Genomic DNA, 25,587 nt, shown 5'->3' with positions numbered 1-25,587 from the left:
AGATTTTACTATTTTCACGGCCTGTTAGCGAGTTTAGAAGAGACCAATAATTCCATGAAAGCGATAATTCCTGTGGCCGGTGCAGGAGCAAAACTGCGGCCACATACATATACACAACCGAAGGCATTAATACCGATTGCAGGCAAAACCATCCTCAGCTTTATAGTGGATCAGTTACATGCGGCCGGTATTCAGGAGTTCATATTTATTGTAGGTTACCTGGGCGAAAAAATTCAGGAGTACGTAAAGCAAACCTATCCGGATTTGCCTTGTCATTTTGTGTATCAGAATGAGCGGCAGGGTACCGGCCATGCCGTAGAGCTTACGCGTAACCTTGTAGGTACCGATGAGGTATTTGTGGCCCTGGGCGATACCATTTGCGATTACGACGTAAAAGAAGTAATTGAAAGCCCTTACAGCATGCTGGGGGTTAAAAAGGTAGATGATCCGCGCTCGTTTGGCGTGGCAGAAATAGATCCGGAAGGGTTTATTGAGCACGTGGTAGAAAAGCCAGCTATTCCTAAAAGCAATATGGCCCTGGTGGGGTTGTATAAGATAAAGGAAACCCAGTTTTTGTACGATTGTCTGCATCATTTGTTTGATCAGGATATCCGCAGCTATGGCGAATACAACCTTACTGATGCACTGGATTGCATGATTAAGCGGGGCGCCCGGTTTAAAGCCTTTAAGGTAAAAAACTGGTTCGACTGTGGTAAAAAAGAAACCCTGCTGGAAAGCAATGCCACCCTGTTGAAGAAGTTTGGCGGGTATGTGCATGAAACGGTGCATTCTGAAAACTCTATTATCATACCTCCGGTAAGCATAGGTGCCGGTACGGTACTTAAAAATACCATTGTGGGGCCGCATGTATCTATAGGCGCCAATTCCAATATCCAGTTCTCTATTGTGCGCGACAGCATCATTGGTTCTTACACCAACCTGTACGAGGTGGTGGTAGATAATTCGCTGATAGGTAGCGATGCCAGTGTAAAAGGCTTAAGCCGCAGCCTGAACATAGGCGATAATACGGAAATTGATTTTGGATAAACGCGGCATTCCCTTGTTACGGAATGCCCGTTGCGCGGGCTTGCGGTAAACCGAAGGTTATACTTACCTTCCGGTATGAATCAGCGCGTAACATCTCTTTTTAATATAGAACTGCCCATTGTACAGGCGGGTATGGTATGGGCCAGCGGCTGGCGTTTGGCCAGTGCGGTAAGCAATGCCGGTGGCCTGGGGCTTATTGGGGCAGGCAGTATGTACCCGGCGGTGCTGGAAGCGCATATTCAGCAATGCAAGGCAGCTACTGCTAAACCCTTTGGCGTAAATCTTCCGCTTCTGTATCCCGATATAGACAAGCATATTGATATCATTCTCCGCGAAAAAGTGCAGGTGGTGTTTACTTCTGCCGGAAATCCTAAAACATATACTGCTCAGTTAAAACAACACGGCGTTACCGTGGTGCATGTGGTAAGCAGCAGCCGTTTTGCGTTAAAGGCGCAGGAGGCCGGTTGCGATGCCGTAGTAGCCGAAGGCTTTGAAGCAGGCGGCCATAATGGCCGCGAAGAAACTACCACGCTGGTATTGATACCGGCCGTTAAAAAAGCAGTACAGATACCGGTGATAGCTGCGGGCGGTATTGCCACCGGCAGGCAAATGCTGGCGGCTATGGCGCTGGGGGCCGATGGGGTGCAGATAGGCAGCCGTTTTGTATGCAGCGAAGAAGCATCATCACACCCGGCTTTTAAACAGGCCGTGCTGAATGCGGCGGAAGGCGATACCATGCTGAGCATGAAAAAAACAGTTCCGGTACGGCTGCTGAAAAATGCTTTTTATGAGCAGGTACGGCAGGCTGAAGCTACCGGTGCCACCGAAGCAGAGCTGAACCTGCTGCTGGGGCGGGGACGCGCCAAAAAAGGCATGTTTGAAGGAGAACTGGAAGAAGGGGAGCTGGAAATAGGGCAGGTGAGTGCGCTGATTACCGATATTAAGCCCGCTGCTGCCATAATGCAGGAAATATGGGAAGAATGTAAGCAGGCTGCACGCGAGGTGAGCCTGCTGTTTTAAATATCCGTGTTGTTTTTTCCGGAGGTAAAATACCGGTTGCTTGCTGTTAAGGTATCGCAGGGGTGGAATTGTTATTTACAATGGGCCATACACCGGGCTGCGGTACGCTTACACCTTTGGTGTTGCCCCGCGTCATAGCATCGCTGCCAAAATAATACAATGGCCATCCTTTAAAGCTCAGCTGTACTTTGCCAAATACCTGTACCGTATCAAACAAATTGGCCTGCAGCGTAGAGGGAATGCCCTTTAAAGCACTGGTTTCAAACAACGGCCAGGTGGCGTTATTGCTGAAGTCAGGTTTGGTATAGGTATTCTTTTTAAACTTATCGGGTTTAAATGCATACAGCGTGCGGCCGTAATCATCTGTAAGGTATTGGGTTACTTCCTGGCCTGGTGTATACTGGCTGGTATACTGTGTGCCGTTATTACCCACCAGCTGTGCATTGGCCAGCATTACTGTGTAATCTGGTTTGGCCACAAACCAGGTGCCGCCTACGGCATCACCATTTATTTCTCCGGCTTTGGTATCGTTCTGATAATAGTAGAGCGGCCATCCTTTATAGGTGGTTTGTTTGGCGCCATCTGCACGGGTAATTACGCCAAAGTCGGTTGCTTTCAAGCCTTCTGCCAGTGTAGGATTGGCTTTGTAAAAAACGGGCCATGCAGTTACGCATCCGCCGGTACAACCAGAGCTGCCGTTGGCGTCAATAGCAAAGAAATACAAGGTGCGGCCGGTACTATCGGTAAGTACACTGCCAAACTTACTGCTGGTGGCCAGCTTAACCGAAGGGCCGGATGGTGTTACAGGATCAGGCGTGCTGTTATCGTTGTTTTTGCTACAGGCTGCTGCGGTAAGCAAAAAGCTATAGAGCGTCGCTTTTGCAAGCGATGTTATACGTGTCATAATAGTAAAGTTTGAAATGATTAGGAAAAGTGCACTTTACCCAATTCATACGGGTAGCTTTGTGTAACAGTTGCTTCAAAACAAAAAAAGAAAAATCAGGCACCGCAGGCAACCCTTTTTTCAATCGCCCGTATGTACCTGTTTATAAAGGCTGCTATAACATTATTTGGAACCACTAACTACCATAGTACAGGGCTGTATGCGTAACCTGCCCGGTTACCAGAAGCAGCTGTATGAGAAGTATTATGGGTATGCCTTAAAAACGGTATTCCGTTATATATACCGGTACGATAAAGCGGTGGATGTGGTGAATGATGGGTTTGTAAAACTGTTCAGCCATTTTAGCCGGTTTAACTGTCAGGAGCCGGAGCATCTGGAAAAAATACTGATGGGGTGGATTAAAAAGATTATGATCAACACTGCCATTGATGAGCTGCGCAGGCAGAACATGCTGCCTGAAATTGGCGGTATACCGGAGTATGTGTGGGAAGAAGCAGATTCGCAGCAAACGGCGGAGCAGCGGTTATATTATAAGGAACTGATTCTGGAAGTGAAACAGTTACCGCCTTCTTATCGCATTGTGTTTAATATGTATGTGATAGATGGTTTTTCGCACCAGGAAATAGCCGGGCAACTGGGTATTTCGGTGGGTACTTCCAAATCTAACCTTGCAAAAGCACGCGCACATTTGCAAAAGAAATTAAACTCAGATATTGGGGAGGCAGACATATGCAGTTCCTGAATAACGATATGGATGATCTGTTCCGTGATGCAGCCGACAACTATCCCTTAAAAACAGATGGCGGAGACTGGAATGCGGTAATGGCTAAGCTACAGGCTGCTGAAGCTTCGGCAGCTGCCGGCGTGCAAAAGCCTGGAGGCAAATATTATCGCCTGTTGTGGCTGTTGCTTTTAACGCCGCTGTTTTTTATTGCACACCTGCCCAATAGCGGAGAGCAGTTAGATATTGCAGAGGCTGTACCTGCGGCAACGCAGGATAGGCAGCGCCTGGCAGAAGCATCTGGTAGGCAAAGTGTGGCAAATGTGCAGGCTTTAGTGCCCGGTAAGCCAGCCACTGTAAAAGCACCCGCAGGGGTATCTGCACCTGTTGCTGTTACATCGGTACCCAGGCCTGAAAAAAAATCCAACGCTGAGGCAACCATCGGGGTAACACCTACGTATTCTACTGTTCACAGGCAGCCGGTTGATATAGTAAACAGCACTTTAGCTGAAAAAAATAATAATACAGAGCGGAATTATATACAGGGGAAAGGAGTCTATAGCACGGGATTGTCTGATTCAGCGGTTTTAGGGTTAAAGTCAGACAATACAGTGAATGCCATTGCCGGGCCGGAGGCTTTGTCTGATAAAGCGACGATTACCAGATTTGCAGTAACAGATACAGGCACAGCTGCCGGAGCCGGCATGGATACACTGCCGTTTAATCAGAGTGATAGTAGCATTGCCGCAGCACCGGTAATAAAAAAACGGGTTAAGGCACCACGCCAGGTAAAAGGATTGTATGCAGGTGTTATTGCCAGCCCCGATATAAGTACTGTTAAAGCGCAGCGTATAGCCCGTACAGGGTATGGGGCGGGCGTAATTATCGGATACCGGATATCCAAACGGCTGGCTGTAGAAACGGGCTTGCTATGGGATCGTAAGTATTATTATTCTTCAGGTGAATATTTTAATACTAAAAAACTACCCTATCAGCCACCATGGGATATTAAGAGTGTAAATGGCTGGTGTAACATGTTTGAGTTGCCTTTACATGTGCGGTACTTTTTTGCAGAAGGTAAAAAGAACAGCTGGTATGCCAACGCCGGGTTGTCTTCTTATATCATGAATAAAGAAAGCTATGATTATAGCTACGAATGGAACTATGCGCCCCAAACCATGAATCGTTCTTACGATAATGCTACCCGTAACTGGTTTAACATTATGCACATTGGTGTAGGGGTGGAAAGGCCTGCCGGTGTATTGGGAACCGTAAGGGTAGAGCCTTATATAAAGACTTCTTTTGGCGGGGTAGGTATAGGCAGCCTGCCTTTAACAAGTTTTGGTATTAATGTAGGAATAACACGCACAATCAGGTTTTAATTATTGGATTCAATATGAAGCGGAAAAAGCAACTGATTATTGCAGGGGCAGTGCTATGTCTGTTAGCAGCGGCATGGGGCTTTTACCTGTACAACAAACCACGCAGCGGGGTAAACGCATTACAGGCTGATACCAGTATTACAGCAGATTCGCTGTACAGCCATTTTGCCGGTAACGAGCAGCAGGCCAATCAGCTTTTTGGTAATAAAGTGGTGGAAGTGTCTGGTGTGGTGGCTTTGGTACAGCCAGGCCAGCAAGGGGCTTCTGTTATTCTGGCTGCTAAAAACGATATGGGTGGTGGTATTAATTGTAGCCTTGCTTCCGGGCAGCAGGCAGATAACCTGCTGGTAGGTCAGCCGGTTAAAATAAAAGGCCGGTGTACCGGTTATCTGATGGATGTAAACCTGGTAGATGCTGTGTTTGTAAATCGCAAATAGTTTCCTGACAAAAAATTGATGATAGTTATGAAAAAGTTAATCGTATGGCTGCCTGCAGCTATGCTGGGCTGTGCTATGCTTATGCTGTCCTGTTCAAAAAGTAATGAAGCAACCGTTGGTCAAGGGGGAAATACTGACACTACCGGAACCGGCGGAAATCCTGGTTCCGGTAACGGTTGCGACACAGCCAATATGCAGTATGCTGCTAACGTAAGGCCTATACTGCAGGCAAACTGTTATAGTTGCCATGGCAATGGTGCCGGCTCGGGCGGTGTAACGCTGGATAGCTATAACGGTGTAAAAGCGCAGGTAAACAATGGTAACCTTATTGGTACTATTACCCATGCCAGTGGTTACTCGCCTATGCCCCGCGGAGGTGCAAAGCTGTCTGACTGCGATATTAATAAAATCAGAGGCTGGATAGCCCGTGGTGCATTGAATAATTAAGCTAAACTATAATTACCCGATACTATGAAAAAGTATATCCTTTTGCTGGCAATGGTTGCAGGTATGCTGGCTACCGCATCTGCACAAACCTATGTTACCAGAAACGGCCAGATCAGTTTCTATTCCAAAACTTCACTGGAAGATATTAAGGCCACCAACAAGCAGGTTTTTGCCGCTATTGATCTTTCTAAAAAAACAGTGGCTTTCTCCCTGCTTATGCGTGGGTTTTTATTTGATAAGCAACTGATGCAGGATCATTTTAACGAGAACTATGTAGAAAGCGACAAGTTTCCCAAAGCTACTTTCAACGGCAGCTTTACCGGTGCGGTAGAAAACAAGCCCGGCAAGTATCCGGTACAAATAGAAGGTAAGCTTACCCTGCATGGTGTTACCCAGCCGGTAACCATACCAGCCGTGCTGGAAGTGCAGAGCGGAAGTTTATCTGGCACCGCTTCTTTTTCTGTAAAACCTGCTGATTACAAAATTGAAATTCCTTCTGTTGTAAAAGATAAAATAGCACAGCAGATTACGGTACAGGTATCCATTGCCGGTACGCCCTTAAAATAGAATGTGTATGAAAAGAATTTTTGTATATGTAGTGTTGCTGCTTGTATCAGCTACCCATGCAGGTGCACAGGACAGCAGTTTACTGAAGCTGCTGAATGATTCTATGGATGTTCAGCATAACCACTATGCTGTTACCGGTACCTTTAAAGCCACACAGCTGGTAAATCTGCCTACTACAGAGTCTCCCGCCAGAAAGAATCTGCAGTTTATGATTATGCACCGCTTTGGTAAACTGAACGATGGGGCTTACGCCTTGTTTGGCCTGGATAACGCGGAAATAAGATTCGGGTTGGATTACGGCATTACCAACCGGTTATCTGTAGGTGTGGGAAGAAGCTCTTACGACAAAACTTTTGATGGCTCGTTAAAATATAAGGTTTTACAGCAGTCCACTACTGGTATGCCTGTGTCGTTAAGTGCTTACGGACTTGTTACCCATTTTACGCAGCGCTATAGCGATAAACCTTACCTCAATGCCCGTTTCCGTACCAGTTATACTGCTCAGCTGCTGTTAGCACGCAAATTCAATAGTAACCTGTCGTTACTGCTGGCACCCGCTTTTACCCATATTAACCTGGTGCCTACGCCGCAGGATAAAAACGATGTATTTACACTCAGTGCCGGCGGCCGGTATAAAATTACCCGCAGAATGGCTATAACAGCTGAGTATAATTACCTGTTTAATAATCAGGTTGTATCTACAGATGTAAGCCGTTCGCTATCCTTTGGCTGGGATATAGAAACAGGCGGACACGTATTTCAACTGGTTTTTTCTAACTCAAGAGGAATGACAGGGCCTTATTACCTTACTAAAACCACAGGCACATGGGGCAACGGAGATATTTATTTCGGGTTCAATATTACCCGCAACTTTAACTGGAGTAAGCGGTAGTTTTCAGACCGTAATATATGGCGAATAGTTTTATGTAGTTTTTATACCTGCCATGCAGCAGCGGATTTGCCCGGAGCATGTTATATTCATTCTGCAAAAACCAATGATATGACATTACTAACGAGCTTGTCTGTTGCTGCTATTCTTTTTTTTGTAGCGCATGTAGCATTACTTATTGCCTCCTTCAGCAAAGGGGCTTTTCACAAGACAATATATTTATGGTCGCACATTACCCTTTGGATAACGGGCGGCATTGTTTTTTTTATAGCGGCATTGTATGCCGGTAAAGGTGAATATGCGGTGCTGGATTTGTTTGATACCGCAGGCAAGCGCTTGCTTATTTTAGTTACGGCATTTGCCCTTTCCGGCCTTGCACATTTAATTGTGCGCTATCTGGTATTGGGTAGAACGCAGGTGCGGTAATGGAATGATAAAAGATTTTGATGGTAAATTGATAAAAGGCACCATAGCCGAAGTTTTGAAATACATCAACCAACCCGAACAATTAAGGAGAAATCTATCTCTCTATCTGAAATTTATGGCTAAGATTGGAGCGGGTAAAAATTATGCAGGTGCAGAGGCTGTAGCAGATTGGTATTTGAGGAATCTTGCTATTTATTCAAACATTATCAATCAGGTTGAGCCATCGGACAAATATGTTATTCTGATCTTTGGGCAAGGACACATTCCTATACTAAAACATCTTTTAGAAAGCAATGATAACTTCGATGTGGTGGAACTTAAAAGCGTATTGAAGTAAGCTTCCATTGCGAAAAGAGATTCCATACAATAAAAAGAGGCTGCTCGCTTTGAGACAGCCTCTTTTTATAATAATACCTGGTTGCTGGTATAGTTAATACTTCGCAAAGGCCCATTTAATCATTTCTTTCCAGGTAGTTTTTTTACCGTACATCAATATGCCTGTGCGGTAAATTTTTCCAGCCACCCAGGTGGTGAACAGAAAACCAATTACCAGTGATGCCATGCTGAGTATCAGCTGCCAATAAGGTACTGTGCCTGGTACACCATAGGCTACCCTTGCCATCATTACTATGGGTGAGCTGAAAGGTATAATGCTTGCCCATACTGCTACGGAACTATCGGGGTTATTGATAGCCGTTGTCATAATAATGAACGAGAATATGATAGGCATCGTAATAGGCATGGTTAAGCTCTGCGAGTTTTGTACATCTTCCACAGCGCTACCGGCAGCTGCAAACAGTGATGCGTAAAACAGGTAACCACCTATGAAATAGAATATAAAACAGCCGATAATGGTAAACCAGTTGGCGGTATTCATCAGGTGCTTAAACTGATATATTTTCTGCGCTGCTTCGCTGGCCTGTGCACTGTTGGCTGACATACCTCCACCTTGCTGCATGGCCTGCACCTGCTGCATGGTTTCGGGCGAAATAAACATCTGTGCGCCATTATACAATACTATAATCAGCACTACCCACAATAAAAACTGAGTAAGGCCTACAGCACCTATTCCTATAATTTTGCCCAGCATCAGTTGAAAAGGCTTTACGCTGCTGATAACCACTTCTGCTATACGGTTAGTTTTTTCTTCCATTACCCCGCGCATCAGCATAATGCCGTAAATAAACATGGTTATATAAATCAAAAAGCCGCTGGCATAACCAATACCGTAAGCTAAGCCCTGGTTGCTTTCTGTGGCACTGTCTCCTTTTTCCTGCAGAGAAATCAGTTGTCCCTGCTGTGCTTCATTATGTATAGAGTCCAGCGCGTCTCTTTTTACTCCAGCCATCTGTAGCATATGGTCCTCAATGGCGCTGTTAACACGGTCTTCAATACTGCTTTTAGCAGCAATGCCTATGCCTTTTTTAGAACGGATAATGTAGTTGGTTTTTGAATTGCTATCCACTTTGGGTATTAATAGTATAGCGGAGTAGCCTTTTGCAAGGTAGTTGGTGGTATCAACGCCATCCGGAAAATCAAACTTTACACTTTTGCCACTTTTCAGATTGTTTTTAAAAAATCCGTTGCTGTCAGCTACTGCTACAGAAAGGGTTTCTTTGCCTTTAATGGAAAGATAAGTAGTTCCGGCAATCAGCACTACAAACAGCAAGGGGGTAAGAATGGTGGTAAGCAAAAATGTTTTGTTGCTTACACGGGTGAGATATTCTCTTTTTATAATAATAAGCGTTTTGCTCATACCTGTTTTTGTTAAGGTGTTTTGAATTAGGAGTTAACGGGCTGAAAGGCTCTTGTTACGGCATCTTTGGTGCCTTCTACTTCACGTATAAAAATTTCGTTCAGCGTGGGCAGTATTTCATGAAAAGATTCAATGGTAATACCCTGCTGAATAAAATGCTGTAACAAATCGTTACTCCGGTAACCTTCGTTTATCTGAAGGGTTAGTTTATTTTCTTTGGCGCTAACTACATTAAAAGCAGCGCTGTTTAATGCTGCCGGCAGTTGTTGTACCTGAAGGTGAAACAGGTTTTCTTTAAAGTCCTGCTTTATCTTTTGTACCGTGCCATCCAGTATTTTACGGCCCTTGTTTACCAGTACAATATGGTCGCATATTTCTTCAACCTGCTCCATACGGTGGGTACTGAATATAATAGTAGCGCCTCTTTGTGCCAGACCGAATATTTCATCTTTAATCAGATTGGCGTTTACCGGGTCCAGACCGCTGAAAGGTTCATCCAGAATAATCAGTTTGGGTTCATGTAATACCGTGGTTACAAACTGTAACTTCTGGCTCATACCCTTGCTCAGGTCTTCTACCTTTTTATTCCACCAGCTTTCCATTTCCAGCTTTACAAACCAGTGCTTTATTTTTTCGGTGGCTTCGCTGCGGCTTAAGCCTTTCAGTTGCGCCAGGTAAAGTGCCTGTTCGCCAATTTTCATTTTTTTATACAAGCCGCGTTCTTCGGGCATGTAGCCTATGTGGCGTATATCGTTCAGGGCATCAAATTTTCTCCCGTCAAACGTAATAGTGCCTTCATCCGGGAAAAAAATACCGGTTATCATACGCAGCAGCGTGGTTTTACCGGCGCCGTTAGGACCGAGCAGACCGAAAATGCTGCCCGCTTCAATGTTGAAGCTGATATCATCTACCGCTTTTTGCGTGGCGTAGTACTTTTTCAGATGTTGGAGTTCAAGTAATGGCATATAGTCTCACGTGTTTATGTTAAGATTGTACTATAAGTAGCTGAATTGGCCGAAATATTACAGTGCAGGCCGCAGTTTATGATATTTTCGTGGTTTCGAAAAACCGTTCATCCACATGAGATCAATTTTCAGGCGTTCAGCCGTAGTGCTGGGGCTGGCCGTTATTACCATTACAGCAGGCAGCTGGGGATTTTTAATTCACAAAACCGCTCACCAGCTGGCAGTATACGAACTGCCGGGTACTATGCAGGAATTCTTTTATAACAACAACGATTATCTGCAATACAACGCTCCCAGAGCAGATGTGCGCCGGAATGAAGACAGCACCGAAGGGCCTAAGCATTTTATTGATCTGGAGGCGTATGGCCCCAATGCAGCTTATAACATGCCTATGACCTGGGAGGAAGCAGTTGCTAAATATTCCAAAGACACGCTGCTGGAGTATGGTTATGTGCCCTATCATGTATTATATATGAAAGACTGTTTAACAGCTGCTTTTAAGGCGGGAAATAAAGACAGTATTTTATTCTATGCTGCCGATCTGGGGCACTATGTGGAAGATGCGCATGTGCCGCTGCACACCAGTATTAACTACGATGGTCAGTTAACTGATCAGAAAGGACTGCATAGCCTTTGGGAAAGCGTGGTTCCGGAAATTGAAATCAGTAATTACAACCTCAGCACTAAACACAAAGCCACTTATCTGAACAACCCTGCCAAAGCCATCTGGAAAGCAATCAGAAAGGCCAATGCTTTATTGCCCGATGTATTTGGAAAAGAAAAAGAGATAACAGCACGCTTTACGCCGGAAACAAAATACCGTACACAAACACGTAAGGGCAAAGAATACAAAAGTTATACAACTGAGTTTGCCAAAGCCTATGCAGCGGAGTTAAAAAATACTATTAACGGGCAGGCTATTGCATCTGCCAACCTGGTGGCAGACTTCTGGTATACTGCCTGGGTGGATGCGGGTAAGCCCGACTTGTCTGCTTTGTATGGCGGTAAGCTGTCAGAGGCTAAACAACAATCATTACAGCGTGCACTTACTTCATTCCGTAACAACACACTGGTTAAAGACAGTCTGATAAAACCGCGCTGATAACAGCAGCCACTTTTTCTCCATCCATAGCAGCACTCACAATGCCGCCTGCATAACCTGCGCCTTCGCCGCAGGGATACAAACGGGCAATTTGCGGGTGCTGTAGTGTTTCTGCATCACGCGGAATACGCACGGGTGATGAGGTGCGGCTTTCAGTAGCCACTACAATAGCCTCATTGGTATAATATCCCCGCATTTTTTTTCCAAAGTTTTTAAAGCCCTGCTGCAAACTGCGCATTACAAAGGAGGGGAGTACCTGGTGTAAATCGGTGCTTACCACACCGGGTACATAACTGCATTCGGGCAGCGTGGTGGCTATTTTATTGTTGCAAAAGTCTACCATGCGTTGGGCAGGCGCTACAAAGCCGCCGCCACCAACCTGATAAGCCTTCCGTTCTATGTGTTCCTGAAAACGCATCATCAGCAGTGGATCATTTTCGTTCAGGTGTTTGCCTTTGTCTGGCTGGTTTTTGAAATACTTTACGGCATCTGCAATTTCCACCTGCACCACCATGCCGCTGTTGGCTGTGGGGTTATTACGTTTGCTGGGGCTCCAGCCGTTTACCACCAACTCTTCCGGATTGGTGGCAGCGGGTGCAATAATACCGCCGGGGCACATACAAAAACTAAATACGCCACGCCCATCTACCTGCTCTACCAAACTGTAAGAGGCAGGTGGTAAAAGCTCCGGACGTACAACTGTGCTTTTTGTAACCGTTACAGGTATTGGGCAGTGATATTGTGCTGCATCAATAATTATCTGAGGGTGCTCTGCACGAACCCCTAATGCAAAGGGTTTGGCTTCAATGAGTATCTGGTTTTGGTGCAGTAATTCAAAAATATCCCGTGCAGAATGGCCCATGGCCAGTATTACAGCATCACCTGTAAAGGTGCCGCCCTGCAACGTTGTAACACCCGTAATCGTGTTATTATGTATCTGCAGGCCGGTTACTTTCTGTTCAAAATAAAACTCGCCGCCACTGGCTAACACCTGCTCACGCATGGCAGTTATAATCTGTGGAAGTTTGTTTGTTCCAATGTGTGGATGCGCATCGTACAAAATGCTTTCTTCTGCGCCAAAGCGGGTAAATACAGAAAGGGCTTTATCAATACTGCCGCGTTTATTGCTACGGGTATATAACTTTCCATCGCTATAAGTTCCGGCACCACCTTCGCCAAAGCAATAATTACTTTCGGGGTTTACAATGCCTTCTTTATTCAGCTGAGCCAGATCGCGCCTGCGGGCACGTACATCTTTGCCTCTTTCCAGTACAATGGGTTTAATGCCGCTTTCTAATAAGCGAAGGGCGGCGTACAGTCCGGCAGGTCCTGCGCCTACTACTATTACTTTATGTGTAGCGTGGGTAACATCTTTGTATTCGGGATAAATAGCTTCCCGCTCAGTAAAAGGCTCGCTAATAAAAGCCTGAACCGTAAGGTTTATCCATGCCTGTTTGCCACGGGCATCAATAGATTGTTTCAGGCGGTGAAAGCCGGTAATGCTTTTTTCCGGTTGCGCAGCGGCATTGGCTATAGCGCGGCGTATTAATGTATCCTCTGCTGCTTCCTGTGGCAGCAGGCGTAAAGCTATCTTTTGTTGCATACAGTCAGGTTTCTATCCTAAAATGTGTAATAGCCTGCAAAAATAGCATTAAAAAAGGAGGTAAAACAAAGCCGCTGTTTCCTGGCAGGAAACAGCGGCTGAGATATCCTTATGCAGGCTTATTATTTTTTGCCTTTGCCCAGGTGAATCTGAAAACCTACCTGTAAGCCAAATGAGTTGGTTCTGTCTGCATCGTTCTTGTCTTTGTAAGACATATAGAACACGTTTGCTTCCAGTGCAACGCTAGGACTTAAGAAGAATGCAGGACCGGCTGCAAAGCGGTAAAAGCTAAAGCTTTCAGAATCATTATCGTTGCTTTTGGTGCTTCCGAAGCCGTAAGCGCCATGTGCAAATACGTTTACTTTCTGCGCAGCAGGCAGGAAGTAGTATCTTACAAACGGGGCAAAGCCTAATCTTCTTGACTTGTCTTCACCTTCAATAACTACCGGACCAGACGCTGATTTCCAGGTATACTTTTCATGCATGTAATTGGCTTCAATACCAACAGCCAGTTTGTCAACAACAAAATAGCCAACAGCAGGGGAAATATTCCAACTGGTTGTTTTGTTGTCTCTTACTTTTTCAGATGAGAAACCTGCGTTACCACCAGCCATAAACTGGCCTTGTTTAATTTGTGCGTTAGCTACGGCAGTAGTCAGCAAAATCGAAGCGAGTACTAAAACTCTTTTCATGGGTTTAAATTTAGTGGGCGCAAAGAAAGAGGAAAAAGCACGATGTTGTGCAGTGGTTTTTCACGTATAAATCAGGGGGGTAATTCACAGGCATCAGCGTGGTAATAGTAATGCTGTATTTTATAGTGAGGATGTTTAATGGCAGCGCATAAAAAAGCAGCAGTTACATATAGTTCTTTTTCATGAGGTAGAGTAGTTATACTCAGTTAAACTGAAAAAGATAAATACGTAAATGCTGTCTTTATAAAATTCTTCTGAAAGTTATCTGTGGAACATCCCGGACTAGAAAGGAAGGTCATCCACTACATCCTGGGGAGGCATGTCTGAATATTGTGTGTTTTCTGCCCCTTGCTGTGCCATCTTAACGCTCTCCATTCTCCAGGCGTCCAGGTTGGTAATAAAATTTTCTCTGCCATCTTTCACCCATTTAGTGCCTTTGATGTTGAACATTACTTTCACTTCTTCGCCCATAGCAAAACGGTCTGGAAGTGAGGTTTTATCCTGTACGCATTGAAATTTAAGATAGTTGGTTACCGCCCGTCCGTTAATGTCCTCTGTTTTCTCAATTACAAATTCCCGTGTTTTGAAAGTCTCCGTCCGTTGCACAATATCAAATTTGGCAACTAATTTGCCGGTAGCTTCGTATGACATATAGGTGTGTATTTTTTCAGCCCAAAATAAGCGCAATTTTATTTTACTCCGCACATAAAAAAAACTCCGCGTCCATTTCAAAAAAGTGTACCTTCAAAATCACTCCGTAATCTTTATGAAAAAGACACGTTATGTACCTTGCGTTGTGATGCTTGTGTGTTTGCTTGCTGCCTGTACTGCTAAAAAGCATGCTGTTAAGCTGGAATATAAAGATTACGAAATTAATAAAACCTATGTGCCGGATACGGGCGTACAGCAACTGCTGTTGCCTTACAGAGATAGTGTGAACCGCGCTATGGGAAAAACAATCGGCTTTACTACAAAAAGCCTGGCGAAGAAGATGCCTGAAAGTGAGTTGGGAAATTTTATGGCTGACTGCATGCGTGTGATGGCTTCCCGGAGATTTAATAAAACAGTAGATGCGGGGTTTGTGAATTATTACGGTATACGGGCAGATTTACCGGAAGGAAATTTAGTCCTTGGCAATATATATATGCTAATGCCGTTTGATAATCTGATTGTATTACAACAGGTAAAAGGAAATGTGCTGCGTGAATTTCTGAATCTGGTTGCCTCTAAAGGAGGTTGGCCTGTTTCGGGTATACAAATGCAGATTACGAATAAGCAGGCGGCAGGCATTTTGGTAGGTAATAAGCCGCTGGATGATAACGCTACTTATACTATAGCAAATTCTGATTATGTAGCTAACGGAGGCGATGAGGCACAAATGCTGAAACCAATTCCGCAGGAAACAAAAGGGTATTTATACAGAGACGCACTCATCGAATACATACAGGAGCTTACCCGTGCAGGCAAACCGGTAAGCGCTGTGCTAGAAAACAGGGTTACTTATGTTAACTGACCGTAGGGAATTTTTGAGAAAATCTATGCTTGCCGGTGGCGCCGTTATGGCTTCCTCTATGCTACCCGGTTTTGTGCATGCGGCTACCACGCATGCCGTTACTATTTTACATACTAATGATGTACATAGCCGTCTGGATCCTTTTCCTATGGACGGCAGTAAAGTGCAGGGGCAGGGTGGCGTGGCCGCACGTGCTTCTCTTATACATGATATACGAACAAAAACCAGCGAAGTTCTGTTGCTGGATGCCGGAGATATATTCCAGGGAACCCCTTACTTTAATGTATATAAAGGGGAGCCGGAAATAAAAGCCATGAGCCGCATGCAATATGATGCCGTTACCATGGGTAACCACGATTTTGATGCCGGGCTGGAAAATTTTGCCAATCAGTTACGTCACGCTTCTTTTCCTGTTCTTTTATGCAACTACGATTTTACCCAAACACCTATGGAAGGAAAATCGCAGCCTTACAAAGTATTTAAAAAGGGCGGCGTTAAAATAGGGGTGTTAGGTATAGGGATAGAATTAAAAGGACTGGTGCCGGATAACTTATTCGGCAATACAAAATATAATGATCCGGTGGTAGCAGCTAATGCTACTGCAGACCTGTTAAAGAAGAAGGAGGGATGTGATATGGTGATATGTTTATCTCACCTTGGGGATAAGTATGAGGATAACAGATTGAGCGATGAAATTCTTGCGAAGGAATCTTATGATATAGACCTGATTATCGGCGGTCATACCCATCGTTTTTTTGATGTTCCACGCACTTACAAAAATAAACGTAGCAGCGATGTAATCGTTAACCAGGTTGGCTGGGCGGGCTTACAGCTAGGGCGTTTGGACTATGTTTTTTCTGCTGAGAAAAATAAAAATTTGGTAAATGCCAATACTGTTGCTATTGGGAAAAAACCTAGTGACTAAAAAATTTTTTTTTCAACATAAAAGGTTGACATTCGCCGTCTGCTCCAAACATTTTTATCAACATTTGTGAGTAAAAATCCGGGCTCGTTTCATCAGGAATCACATTCTTAAATCATCATAAATAGTTTAAAGATAATATGGCCAAGACCGCTGACATAGTTTGGACCAATTGCTTAAAAATAATTAAGGATATAGTAGAATGGCAGCATTTTAAAACCTGGTTCGAGCCTATTAAGCCTGTTGAGCTGAAAGAAAGTGTGTTAATGATACAGGTACCCAGCCAATTCTTTTTTGAATATCTGGAAGAGCATTATGTAAACCTGCTTGCTAAAACCCTGAAGCGTGAATTAGGCAAAGATGCGAGACTTGAATACCGCATCATGGTAGATAGTGGTAACAAAGGGCGTAGCGGTTCTATGGATGTACCTGCCAGCACGGCAAGAGTATATACAAATAATGAAATGGACTTTCCGCTGGTTATTAATAATCCGGTTAAAAATCCTTTTGTAATACCGGGGTTAAAGAAGATGCAGATTGATCCGCAGCTGAACCCCATTTATACGTTTGATACTTTTATTGAGGGTGATTGTAATCGTGTGGCCAGAAGAGCCGGTAAAACGGTAGCAGAAAAGCCAGGCGCAAACTCTTTTAACCCGCTGGTTATATATGGTGGTGTTGGTTTAGGTAAAACACACCTTGCACAGGGCATAGGTAACGAAGTAAAACGCCTGCACCCCAACAAGGTGGTATTATATGTTAGCAGTGAAAAATTCATTAACCAGTTTCAGGATCACAGCCGTAATAACGCCATTAACGACTTTATTCATTTTTATCAGCTGATAGACGTACTGATTATTGATGACGTGCAGTTTTTTGCACGTGCAGAAAAATCGCAGGATGCCTTCTTTGCCATCTTTAACCATTTACACCAGAGTGGTAAGCAACTGGTATTAACATCTGATAAAGCACCAAAGGATCTGGATGGTATGCAGGAGCGTTTATTAAGCCGCTTCCGCTGGGGGTTAAGTGCCGACTTACAAATGGCCGACTACGAAACCCGTATTGAAATTCTGGAAATGAAAATGCGCAACGATGGTTTGGATATGCCACGCGAAGTAGTAAAATACGTAGCATATAATATTACCACCAACGTACGTGAGCTGGAAGGTGCTTTAATCTCTTTACTGGCTCAGTCATCGCTGAATAAGCGGGAGATTGATCTGGAGCTGGCCAAGAAGGTGCTGCGCAACTTTGTTAAAACCAGCAACAAGGAAATTACCATTGAAGCTATTCAGAAAATGGTATGTGAATACTTTGATGTGGCTTACGATAAACTGTTACAGAAGACCCGTAAGCGCGAAATAGTACAGGCAAGACAGATTACTATGTACCTGGCAAAATCGTTCACTAAAAACTCTCTTAAAACGATAGGGGAGCACTTTGGCGGGCGCGATCATACCACGGTTATACATAGCTGTCAAACTGTAAAAGACCTGATGGATACCGATACTTTATTCCGTGAAAACGTAATGGAGTTAACGCAGAAAGTGCAGTTGGCTTCTATGTAAAGAAGTGATTATAAAAAAGTTGCAATAAGATTTTGAAAAATGAAAATTACTCTTATCTTTGCAACCCTTAACGAAACGAAATAAGGGAAACGGTGAGGTGGATGAGTGGCTGAAATCAGTAGTTTGCTAAACTGCCGTACGGGTTAAACTGTACCAAGGGTTCGAATCCCTTCCTCACCGCAAGCTTTAAAAAGAGTCGCTGAATTTCAGCGGCTTTTTTGTTTTAAACTATTTGAGGTGCTATAATAATTATTGTGACCAATTAATAATAGTAAGCGCATGCATCCGGAACCGTTTCTTTGTCAACTGAACCTGGTAGCGATTGTTGTTTTGGTTACCATTGTTTGCAGTTTGCTTTTCAGAAAAAATAATGTGAAGGCAAATGTGTTTCTGGCGTTGCTGGTATTTTACGTTCCCCTCAGCATTGCGCTCAATATTGTTTTTCTCCTTTTTCATCAACATCGCCTTCTGTTTCTGGCTCCGTTGAACATTGGTATCAACCTCACCTTCGGCCCTGTATTGTTGTGTTATATCTACCTTATTCAGGGAAAAAGTATTACAACTGTAACGCGCAATGTGTGGCATTTTGTGCCCTCTGTAATAGTGTTATTTAGTTCAACTTACTATCTGCTTATTCCTGAACAGGAGCAGATGCGTTTGCTAAACCAGGTAATTGCCGGTAAAGAAGATTTTATTAATGGCATAAACCTGTTTTTGCTGCTGCATATTGGTTTTTACCTCACCATTGCCTGGAAAAAGGTGGCTTACTATAAACATACTGCAACCGATTTGGGTGTAACCGAAACAGCAGTATCTGTAACGTGGCAGCGGGCTTTTTTAAGCTGCATTATTGTTGCCAACATTTTGCTGCTGCTGGCTTATGTAGTGCCTATGCTGGTAACCGGAGAAGCCCATGTGTATTCCGATTTAATTGCAGCGCCTGTGGTTGCCATAGGCATGTATGTGTTTATGATTTACAAGGGGCTATCGTACCATGTTATATATAACAAAGCCGAATACAAGGTTTTTGCAGAAGCCGTGGCCCCGCTGAACCATTTTATGGAGGAGGTGGAGCTGCTGGAAAAGCCCCAAAAGCAACCAAAGTATGGAGATGACATGCACGAAAAACTGGAGCAGCTTTTCATGTCTCAAAAAATACATACCCAACCGGGGTTAAAGTTGCATGATGTGGCCGTGCTTTTACGTGTAAGCCCGGCTGTGCTATCCGCTTTTATTAACACTCATTTAAAAATGACGTTTTTTGAAATGGTGAATAAGTACCGGGTACAAGAAGCCAGGCGGCTGCTTATAAGTCCCGACTGTACCTCTTACAAAGTAGAATATATAGGAGAGCTTTCCGGTTTCAATTCCAGAGCTTCTTTCTTTTCTGTATTCAAAAAGCATGTGGGTAAAACGCCGCAGGTGTTTAAGGAAGAGCATGCTCAGTAATCTTTCAAAGCCTGATAACTACTCCTGTGCCGTTTAGCCTGGAAGAGGCGGTTGTTGGTTGAGTAGTTGTAATGAATTGATTATCATTACTTTTTTTAGCAGTTAGTACAGGGTTGGTAAGGTTAGATTGCCTTAATTATGCCGTTAATGGCTTTCCCGGCAATTTAGGCGCAAAATTGTAGTCACCTTATGAAATCAAAAGTGCTGTTTATTCTTGCTGCTATTTGCGCTTTTAATGCCAGCGCCCAACCCAAAACCGGAACCCTTATGGTAACTAATACCAGTCCGGATTATCTGCTGTCTCCCGATGGAAAAACCCTTTGTGTGCATGAAACGAATGACAACCGGGATAAATGGGGCATTTTTCTAAACCTGGACAACTATACCTGGCAAAGCCAGGGTACCCTTAGTATAAGGTACTCCAATGTAGTTCTGGCACCCGATCAAAAGAGCATCTACGGTAACGCTGTAGATGATGATGGGTATAAAGGAGATGCTGACTGGGTAAAATACCGGAAATATATGTCGTGGTATTACCCCGACTGCCGGAATGCCAGTAACAAGATACAGTGGCCTGATAAATACTTTATACTCGGTCAGCGGCCGGATGGTAATTTGCTGGTGGCTGCAAAGCTGACGGTTAAAAAGGTGAAGGGATTGATGTACCCTAAAATGAACGCCGCGGAGCTTTGTATTATAAACCCGGCTAACGGCGAGGTGGTGCAAACCCTGCGCACCTTTGGTAAAGGACAGGAGTTTAATATCCGGGATTCCTGGATTAACCCTACCGGCTTTTTTCTGAACGAAGGTAACCTGCTGGTTTGGCCCAGCGCTTTTAATGATTTTACCACCCTGCGGCCTGCTGATGGCGAGGTGCTGTATTTTAAGCCTCCTGTATCTCTCACTGCTTTTTCCGGAAAATATGGTATGGGGCAGGACAAGGAATACGTGGATAATAAATACATCATTCACAAGGTGGTTGTTAACATGGAAAATGGCCAGGTGGTATACGATCAGAAACGGCCTGTTGGCAATGCGCCAGGTTGCTGGTCTGCCGCATGGGGCAAATACTTTTATACACTGGATGGCGCTACCTCTATGCTGCGCAAAGAAGAGTGGACGGGCAGCGAACTGAAACTGCTGGATAGTGTAAAGCTGGATATTAATGGTGCATTAGCAAACGACACCTGGGGCAACCTGACGCGATATAATTACAAACTGGTGGTAGCTGAACCTGCGGGCAAAGTAATGATGCTACCTGTAAACTGGAGCCAGGATGTACGCCCCTCTGAAGCCTTATTTTTCTGGACGCTCAATAACGGTCAGCTGGCTTTTGTAAACCCTGCCTTTATTCAGCCTTCCTCTGCGTATCTGGCTAAAATTAACCGGCCCCGTCTTAATTCCATCCCGTTTAACGTGCTGGTAAAAACCTACAATGGCCTGTATGTGGTACTGGATCAGAACCAGACCACCAAAAAATGGTCGGTCATCAAATTTGTAAAGGACAGGCATGGCAATTACGAGCGTATTAACAAAGAAGAGGATGCCTTTGCATTCATTCCTGCGGCTACAGACGTGGTGTCTGCCAACGCTTGTGCCAGATGTAATAACAGTGGTATGATGGCTACTGTAAGCCGCGTAACTACCGAGAAAACGGGCAAGATGATCTATAACCAGATTACCACTACCACCACAAAAGATGTAATTGGGAAAAGCATTTGCAGCGATTGTAAGGGGCTTGGATTTTCAGTGAGATAATAAATAATTTTTATGAAACAATACTGCCTGTTATTTCTATGCCTGCTCGCTTTGGCATCGTGCAAAAAAGATTCGGGTGCTGATAGTAATCCTGCAAAGTCAGGAACCACAAATTTTACCCGTATAGGTACTGCGGGCTCATCGGCCGCCATCATTACCTGGTTTGCCACCAACCGTAAAGGCAATGCTTTTATTGTAACGGTTATTGATGAAAATGCCACCAGACAAACCTATGCCGGTAATGGTACCACATGGGAAAAGCTGGGAGCTTTTCAGCCGGCGGATGCTGCCGTATCTGAATCTGGTGTGATTGTTTATTTTGATAACCAAAACCTGCTGAGGCGTTACAGTGGCTCAGGAAGCCCTGAAGCCATTGCGCCCGGCAACCTTAACTATCCTAAAGTAACCATTGGAAGGGATGGCAATTTTTACGCCGGTTCCTTTAACGGGAGTGTGTACAAAAGTGCCGACGATGGCAAAACCTGGATGGTCACCGCCATTCCACAAAATCGCTTCAACTACTCTGGTAACCTGGCTGTTGGGTTTCTGGTTCATCCCGATGGAAAGATGTATTCTTACCTGGGTGGTGGAAGGTTCTATCAATCTATAGATGCAGGCAAAACATGGACGGATGTAAATATCAATATAGATAAAACCAGCATTGGCTATAATGATATTTATAGCCCTGTAAGCCACGACCATAATGGATATGTGTATATGCAGGGGGCCAGTGGTGTTGCCATTGTCAATACTACTACTATGACCAGCCGTTCGGTATCTTTTCAAACTGCCGGACTGCCCGCCTTTGAAAAGTTTGCTACGGATGAACAAGGTGTGTTATACGCTGGTTCCACTAATCTGGGGTTCGATTACGAAAACCGCAAGCAGGGGGCTGCCCTTCATAAGTACAGTGGAAGCGCCTGGCAACGGTTGCCTTTACCGGGCCCTTACGCCGGGTTTAGCGCCATGAGTGTGCAGGCAACAAAAGCGGGCATTGTTTCGGCCGCCAACGGCCTTATGAGCAAGGGGCTGTATGCTATAGATGCCAATGGAAAATATACCGCCATTGGCGCGCCGCAGCAGTATGAAAACGTAATTCTGAACATGGCACCCCACAACAATGGAAAAGTGTTTTGTGCGGTTCGCCACGCTACACCCATAGGTACCGTTATGGGGGCGGCGCTTAACCCTGCTTACCCTTCCCTGCTGTTGCTGGAGAACGGACAATGGAAACATACAGGGCTATCTTCTGATGGTGCTTTTGTGGCATCCAATGGCGATATCTACTCCATAGAAAATGTATTTGTGAATGTATCAAAAGATGGCGGTACTACCTGGCAAACAAGTACTATTGCGGTAGACGATCCGCTGAATCTGAGAAATTTTATGTCTGCTGAGCCCTTGCATTTTACAGAATTGAAAGGTCGGGTGCATGTGTACTTTCAGTTGGGTTTTGGCGGGGTGGGAGGCGCTTACGCAAATTACAGCTGGACTAAGGCGTCTTTAGGTAGCCCGGTTTTTGATAAGCTGGCCAATCGTGCTGCTAACTACGACCCTGCTTCCACCCGCATTCCGCTGGCTACTGCGGCAAAAGGCACTACCGGATTTTACTATAATCCTTTTAACGGATTCGCCTATTATCCGGCGCGTGAAAATGCAGCCTACCTTACTACAGATGGTGGCAGTACCTATTCCGCAGCTGGCTCTATCCTGCCATTTTCGGGCAGCAATTCCGGGTATTATGTTGCTTATGGTGTAGGTAAGTTTGTGGTTTCAGGACCGGGCAATCCACTGGATTTTTCAGCCATCAACCTGAAACTGCCCGAAGGAGAGATTGATATGAACCGGTATAATGGCGTGAATTATTTCAAAACCTGGGCGAGGTTTGGGGTGGACAATAAGCTATACCTGAATCTGGATAATAAAATTTATATGAGCGATAAGGCTTTTTAACTGGCATTGCTGATTTTTATGAACGGAAAGGGGGTGTATTCAATTATGATGCAGCCTCTTTTTGTTTTATATCGTTTGGCAATTCCTTCAGCGGATTGCATTTGTCTGCGCCTGTTTGTATACCGTAATCAGGTGATCGGTTAATTGGGCAGATAGGGGGCTGGCGGCTTGTTTCGTAGTTTTACGATATATCGTACGGTAGTTTTGGGGGTTGTTTTGCAACTGTTTGATATTTAATTAATTGGCGGTTGGCAGGTTCATTGCCTTATATAAGAGCATGAGCAATACCATACATACTACAGAAGCGCCTGTTGAAGCAACAATGGGTAGGGAGCAGTCTAACGCCATGCGCATTTTTGACCTGTCGTCCTTCATTGCACAGAGCTGTGCAAGCCGTACATCCATGGTAAAAGAGAATAGCTTTCTTATTTTCTGGGTAGAAGAAGGGGGTGGTAGTTTTTTGGTAGATATGAAAGAGCAGGTGGTTACCTGTAGTACGGTGTATTGTATTTACCCGGGGCAGTCGCTTCAGTTTGAGAGCCTGATGTCGGCTAAGGGATTGGTGCTGAGCTTTACTGCTGATTTCTGTTCCTTGAATGATGATCTTACCCGTTTGCTATATTCGGGTGTATTTAAGGCGTATGGTATGATTGCCATGGAAGTGCATGATGAGGTGAAAGCAGAACTGATGCAACTGCTGCAGAGCATGGTGAAAGAATACTTTAGCGTATCTGAATTCAGGAATGAAATGATGCACACTCTGCTGAAAGTGTTTCTGATACAACTGAGTCGCCTGGCAGATCATTCGCTGTTACAGGATAATGACATGCAAAATGATGTGAGTCTGGTAACGAAGTTTCTGGAAATGATTGATGTGCATTTTCTTACCCTGAAAAAGGTATCAGATTATGCTGAAAGGCTTAGTATTGCACCCAACTATCTGAATATTAAAGTGAAAAAAGTATCTGGTTACACTGCTGGCTATCATATCAGGCAACGGATTGTGCTGGAGGCGAAGCGACAGGCACACTGGGATAGCATGAGCCTGAAAGAGATTTCCTATAAGCTGGGATATAATGATGTGGCGCATTTTAGTAAGTTTTTTAAGAAAGAAGCAGGCGTGAGTTTTTCCAGCTTTAAAAGAATACAGCATGCGTTCTGATAGTTGTATTGTCTGTGTCATAAAAGGGGCTTGAAAGCATATGTTTTTTTGCTTCTTTTATGGCAGGTGTATGAAAAGTACAATCCGCTTGCAGAAAAGTGCAACAATGTTCATACATCTATATAATATATAATGGTTTTCCACTGGTTTTTGTATTGAAATAAAACGGAGATTGCTGCTGTGGAAATGGATTTGCTTTAAAGAAATGTGTTTGGAATAATACCGCTGACCGTTGAAACGTACCACCAAAACTGTTCTGTTTATTTTCTGCCCTTGCCTGGTGCAACTACCTGTAAGCCATACAAAATAATGATTGCTATATCTTAATTGATATGGCCTTGTAAAAGTATGTGCAACTATAGACAGTAATCGTATTGAGAAAAACCGAACTAACCAATGAATACGTTATTTGAGTGTGGCGAATTAATGCCGTGCGGAGCGCCGTGTACCGGCGTAGCCATGTTGCAGGAGGGTGAGAGAGACTACACAGAACTAATACTGCTGGAGCAAGGAGGTGCAGCCAGGAATACGGCCTTTTATGGCGGGCAGGTGAGCCTGCCTGCTGTTATTTATATACCGCCGGGTGTAAACGATAGGTTTGTGCCTGATGAAAGGGTGCATGGTTATAGGGTAAGGTTTAAAACAGGATTTTTGCCACATCATAGTGCGGGCCTCTTTGCGGCGTTTTTTGATGCCTGTAATCTTCCGCTAACCTCATTTGCCTTACAGGAGGCAGTTTCACAATTGTTTAAAATGATATGCTATGAGTGCGTAAGCAACAATGCAAACGAGCGCACTATTCAGTATCTGCTGCTGGCGTTGCTGGCTAAAATTGATTTTGTAAGAAAGGCTACGGGAAACAGAGGGGATTGTAAAGAGAAAGATTATCTGACTTGTAAAGCATTTATGATGTTGCTGGAAGATAATTTTTCTCATAACCATAAGGTAGATTTTTATTCAAAGCAGCTGAATGTTTCACTTCGTTCGTTAAACTATATTACCACCCGTGTAATGGGTAAAAGTGTATTGCAGTTGATTGATATGCGCAAACAGGCAGAGGCACAGGAGCTTTTGGCAAACTCCAGTAAAAGCATTACTGAAATTGCTTATGAGCTGGGTTTTGATAAATCTTATTTCAGCCGCTTCTTTTATAAAAAGGCCGGTGTTACTCCTATGCAGTTCCGGCAGAACAGGCAGAATGCTGTTTCTTAAATGTACTATTACTATTCTTAAATGTGATATGCTTTGTTTTTTTAAGTAGTAAAATTTGTTGTAATCGCATGCCGGCAACAGTGCATGTG

The 25,587-nt window shown here is 44.3% G+C and carries 25 protein-coding genes and 1 tRNA gene; 20 read left to right on the top strand and 6 right to left on the bottom strand.

Features of this window, described 5'->3' with window-relative positions; translation table 11 throughout:
- Nucleotides 1–54: 54 nt before the first annotated feature.
- Nucleotides 55–1,047 carry a sugar phosphate nucleotidyltransferase gene (locus IEY13_RS24895; protein WP_188957490.1) on the top strand — a complete coding sequence of 331 codons (993 nt, stop codon included), beginning with the start codon at nt 55–57 and terminating at the stop codon, nt 1,045–1,047.
- A 75-nt stretch (nt 1,048–1,122) separates the two neighbouring features.
- Nucleotides 1,123–2,067 (top strand): NAD(P)H-dependent flavin oxidoreductase, encoded by a 945-nt coding sequence (locus IEY13_RS24890; RefSeq protein ID WP_188957488.1) that lies wholly within the window; start codon nt 1,123–1,125, stop codon nt 2,065–2,067.
- 46 nt (nt 2,068–2,113) lie between these two features.
- Here the strand turns inward: IEY13_RS24890 and IEY13_RS24885 are convergent, their stop codons facing one another.
- On the bottom strand, nt 2,114–2,971 hold the full coding sequence (locus IEY13_RS24885; protein WP_188957486.1) for a hypothetical protein: 858 nt from the start codon (nt 2,969–2,971) through the stop codon (nt 2,114–2,116).
- Between the two features lie 166 nt (nt 2,972–3,137).
- Here IEY13_RS24885 and IEY13_RS24880 point away from each other — a divergent pair, with 166 nt between their 5' ends.
- From IEY13_RS24880 to IEY13_RS24845, 8 genes are all read left to right on the top strand, one after another.
- Nucleotides 3,138–3,713, top strand: coding sequence for an RNA polymerase sigma factor (locus tag IEY13_RS24880; RefSeq protein ID WP_188957484.1), 576 nt, complete (start codon nt 3,138–3,140; stop codon nt 3,711–3,713).
- Nucleotides 3,701–5,074, top strand: a complete 1,374-nt coding sequence (locus tag IEY13_RS24875) for an outer membrane beta-barrel protein (RefSeq protein WP_188957482.1) — start codon at nt 3,701–3,703, stop codon at nt 5,072–5,074. Before IEY13_RS24880 ends, IEY13_RS24875 begins: the two co-directional genes overlap by 13 nt.
- Nucleotides 5,075–5,088: 14 nt before the next feature.
- Nucleotides 5,089–5,511, top strand: coding sequence for an OB-fold protein (locus IEY13_RS24870; protein WP_188957479.1), 423 nt, complete (start codon nt 5,089–5,091; stop codon nt 5,509–5,511).
- Between the two features lie 27 nt (nt 5,512–5,538).
- A complete protein-coding gene (locus IEY13_RS24865) occupies nt 5,539–5,958 on the top strand; it encodes a c-type cytochrome (RefSeq protein WP_188957477.1) in 420 nt (139 codons plus the stop codon).
- Between the two features lie 24 nt (nt 5,959–5,982).
- Nucleotides 5,983–6,525 (top strand): YceI family protein, encoded by a 543-nt coding sequence (locus IEY13_RS24860; protein ID WP_188957475.1) that lies wholly within the window; start codon nt 5,983–5,985, stop codon nt 6,523–6,525.
- 7 nt (nt 6,526–6,532) lie between these two features.
- Complete coding sequence (locus IEY13_RS24855) at nt 6,533–7,417, top strand: DUF5777 family beta-barrel protein (protein ID WP_188957473.1); 885 nt, start codon at nt 6,533–6,535, stop codon at nt 7,415–7,417.
- Nucleotides 7,418–7,525: 108 nt separating this feature from the next.
- Nucleotides 7,526–7,840 (top strand): hypothetical protein, encoded by a 315-nt coding sequence (locus IEY13_RS24850; protein ID WP_188957471.1) that lies wholly within the window; start codon nt 7,526–7,528, stop codon nt 7,838–7,840.
- Between the two features lie 4 nt (nt 7,841–7,844).
- A complete protein-coding gene (locus tag IEY13_RS24845) occupies nt 7,845–8,177 on the top strand; it encodes a DUF5694 domain-containing protein (RefSeq protein ID WP_188957469.1) in 333 nt (110 codons plus the stop codon).
- 93 nt (nt 8,178–8,270) lie between these two features.
- Here IEY13_RS24845 and IEY13_RS24840 read toward each other — a convergent pair whose 3' ends face one another.
- Together IEY13_RS24840 and IEY13_RS24835 are read right to left on the bottom strand one after the other, a co-directional pair.
- Nucleotides 8,271–9,596: an ABC transporter permease gene (locus IEY13_RS24840; RefSeq protein ID WP_188957467.1), complete on the bottom strand. Its 1,326-nt coding sequence runs from the start codon at nt 9,594–9,596 to the stop codon at nt 8,271–8,273.
- Between the two features lie 26 nt (nt 9,597–9,622).
- A complete protein-coding gene (locus IEY13_RS24835) occupies nt 9,623–10,561 on the bottom strand; it encodes an ABC transporter ATP-binding protein (RefSeq protein WP_188957465.1) in 939 nt (312 codons plus the stop codon).
- 115 nt (nt 10,562–10,676) lie between these two features.
- Between IEY13_RS24835 and IEY13_RS24830 the strand changes: the two genes are divergently transcribed.
- Nucleotides 10,677–11,663: a zinc dependent phospholipase C family protein gene (locus IEY13_RS24830; RefSeq protein ID WP_188957458.1), complete on the top strand. Its 987-nt coding sequence runs from the start codon at nt 10,677–10,679 to the stop codon at nt 11,661–11,663.
- On the opposite strand, the gene IEY13_RS24825 is transcribed toward IEY13_RS24830, so the two are convergent.
- The 3 genes from IEY13_RS24825 to IEY13_RS24815 form a co-directional block, all read right to left on the bottom strand.
- Nucleotides 11,635–13,266, bottom strand: coding sequence for an NAD(P)/FAD-dependent oxidoreductase (locus IEY13_RS24825; RefSeq protein WP_188957456.1), 1,632 nt, complete (start codon nt 13,264–13,266; stop codon nt 11,635–11,637). The genes IEY13_RS24830 and IEY13_RS24825 overlap by 29 nt on opposite strands.
- A gap of 122 nt (nt 13,267–13,388) precedes the next feature.
- Entirely contained in the window at nt 13,389–13,958 is a 570-nt protein-coding gene (locus IEY13_RS24820) for an outer membrane beta-barrel protein (RefSeq protein ID WP_188957454.1), read from the bottom strand.
- 282 nt (nt 13,959–14,240) lie between these two features.
- Entirely contained in the window at nt 14,241–14,609 is a 369-nt protein-coding gene (locus IEY13_RS24815; protein WP_188957452.1) for a DUF3127 domain-containing protein, read from the bottom strand.
- A gap of 115 nt (nt 14,610–14,724) precedes the next feature.
- On the opposite strand from IEY13_RS24815, the gene IEY13_RS24810 reads away from it, so the two are divergent.
- From IEY13_RS24810 to IEY13_RS24770, 9 genes are all read left to right on the top strand, one after another.
- A complete protein-coding gene (locus IEY13_RS24810; RefSeq protein WP_188957450.1) occupies nt 14,725–15,471 on the top strand; it encodes a 5'-nucleotidase C-terminal domain-containing protein in 747 nt (248 codons plus the stop codon).
- The gene (locus IEY13_RS24805; protein ID WP_188957448.1) at nt 15,461–16,396 is read left to right on the top strand and encodes a bifunctional metallophosphatase/5'-nucleotidase; all 936 of its coding nucleotides are present in this window, start codon (nt 15,461–15,463) and stop codon (nt 16,394–16,396) included. Before IEY13_RS24810 ends, IEY13_RS24805 begins: the two co-directional genes overlap by 11 nt.
- Before the next feature lie 137 nt (nt 16,397–16,533).
- On the top strand, nt 16,534–17,964 hold the full coding sequence (gene dnaA, locus IEY13_RS24800) for a chromosomal replication initiator protein DnaA (RefSeq protein ID WP_146838049.1): 1,431 nt from the start codon (nt 16,534–16,536) through the stop codon (nt 17,962–17,964).
- Nucleotides 17,965–18,055: 91 nt separating this feature from the next.
- Nucleotides 18,056–18,144 (top strand) — tRNA-Ser (locus IEY13_RS24795).
- A 192-nt stretch (nt 18,145–18,336) separates the two neighbouring features.
- Nucleotides 18,337–19,413: a helix-turn-helix domain-containing protein gene (locus tag IEY13_RS24790; protein WP_188957446.1), complete on the top strand. Its 1,077-nt coding sequence runs from the start codon at nt 18,337–18,339 to the stop codon at nt 19,411–19,413.
- 189 nt (nt 19,414–19,602) lie between these two features.
- Nucleotides 19,603–21,171, top strand: a complete 1,569-nt coding sequence (locus tag IEY13_RS24785) for a hypothetical protein (protein ID WP_188957444.1) — start codon at nt 19,603–19,605, stop codon at nt 21,169–21,171.
- A gap of 12 nt (nt 21,172–21,183) precedes the next feature.
- On the top strand, nt 21,184–23,124 hold the full coding sequence (locus IEY13_RS24780; protein WP_188957442.1) for a hypothetical protein: 1,941 nt from the start codon (nt 21,184–21,186) through the stop codon (nt 23,122–23,124).
- Nucleotides 23,125–23,401: 277 nt separating this feature from the next.
- Nucleotides 23,402–24,286, top strand: a complete 885-nt coding sequence (locus IEY13_RS24775; protein WP_188957440.1) for a helix-turn-helix domain-containing protein — start codon at nt 23,402–23,404, stop codon at nt 24,284–24,286.
- Between the two features lie 396 nt (nt 24,287–24,682).
- Nucleotides 24,683–25,498: a helix-turn-helix domain-containing protein gene (locus tag IEY13_RS24770; RefSeq protein ID WP_188957438.1), complete on the top strand. Its 816-nt coding sequence runs from the start codon at nt 24,683–24,685 to the stop codon at nt 25,496–25,498.
- The last annotated feature ends 89 nt before the right edge of the window (nt 25,499–25,587 follow it).

Source organism: Filimonas zeae (assembly GCF_014641615.1).
In the GTDB taxonomy this organism is placed as follows: domain Bacteria; phylum Bacteroidota; class Bacteroidia; order Chitinophagales; family Chitinophagaceae; genus Filimonas; species Filimonas zeae.
The sequence above is the reverse complement of the archived record's forward strand: the minus strand, read 5'-3'. Positions and strand labels throughout refer to the sequence as shown.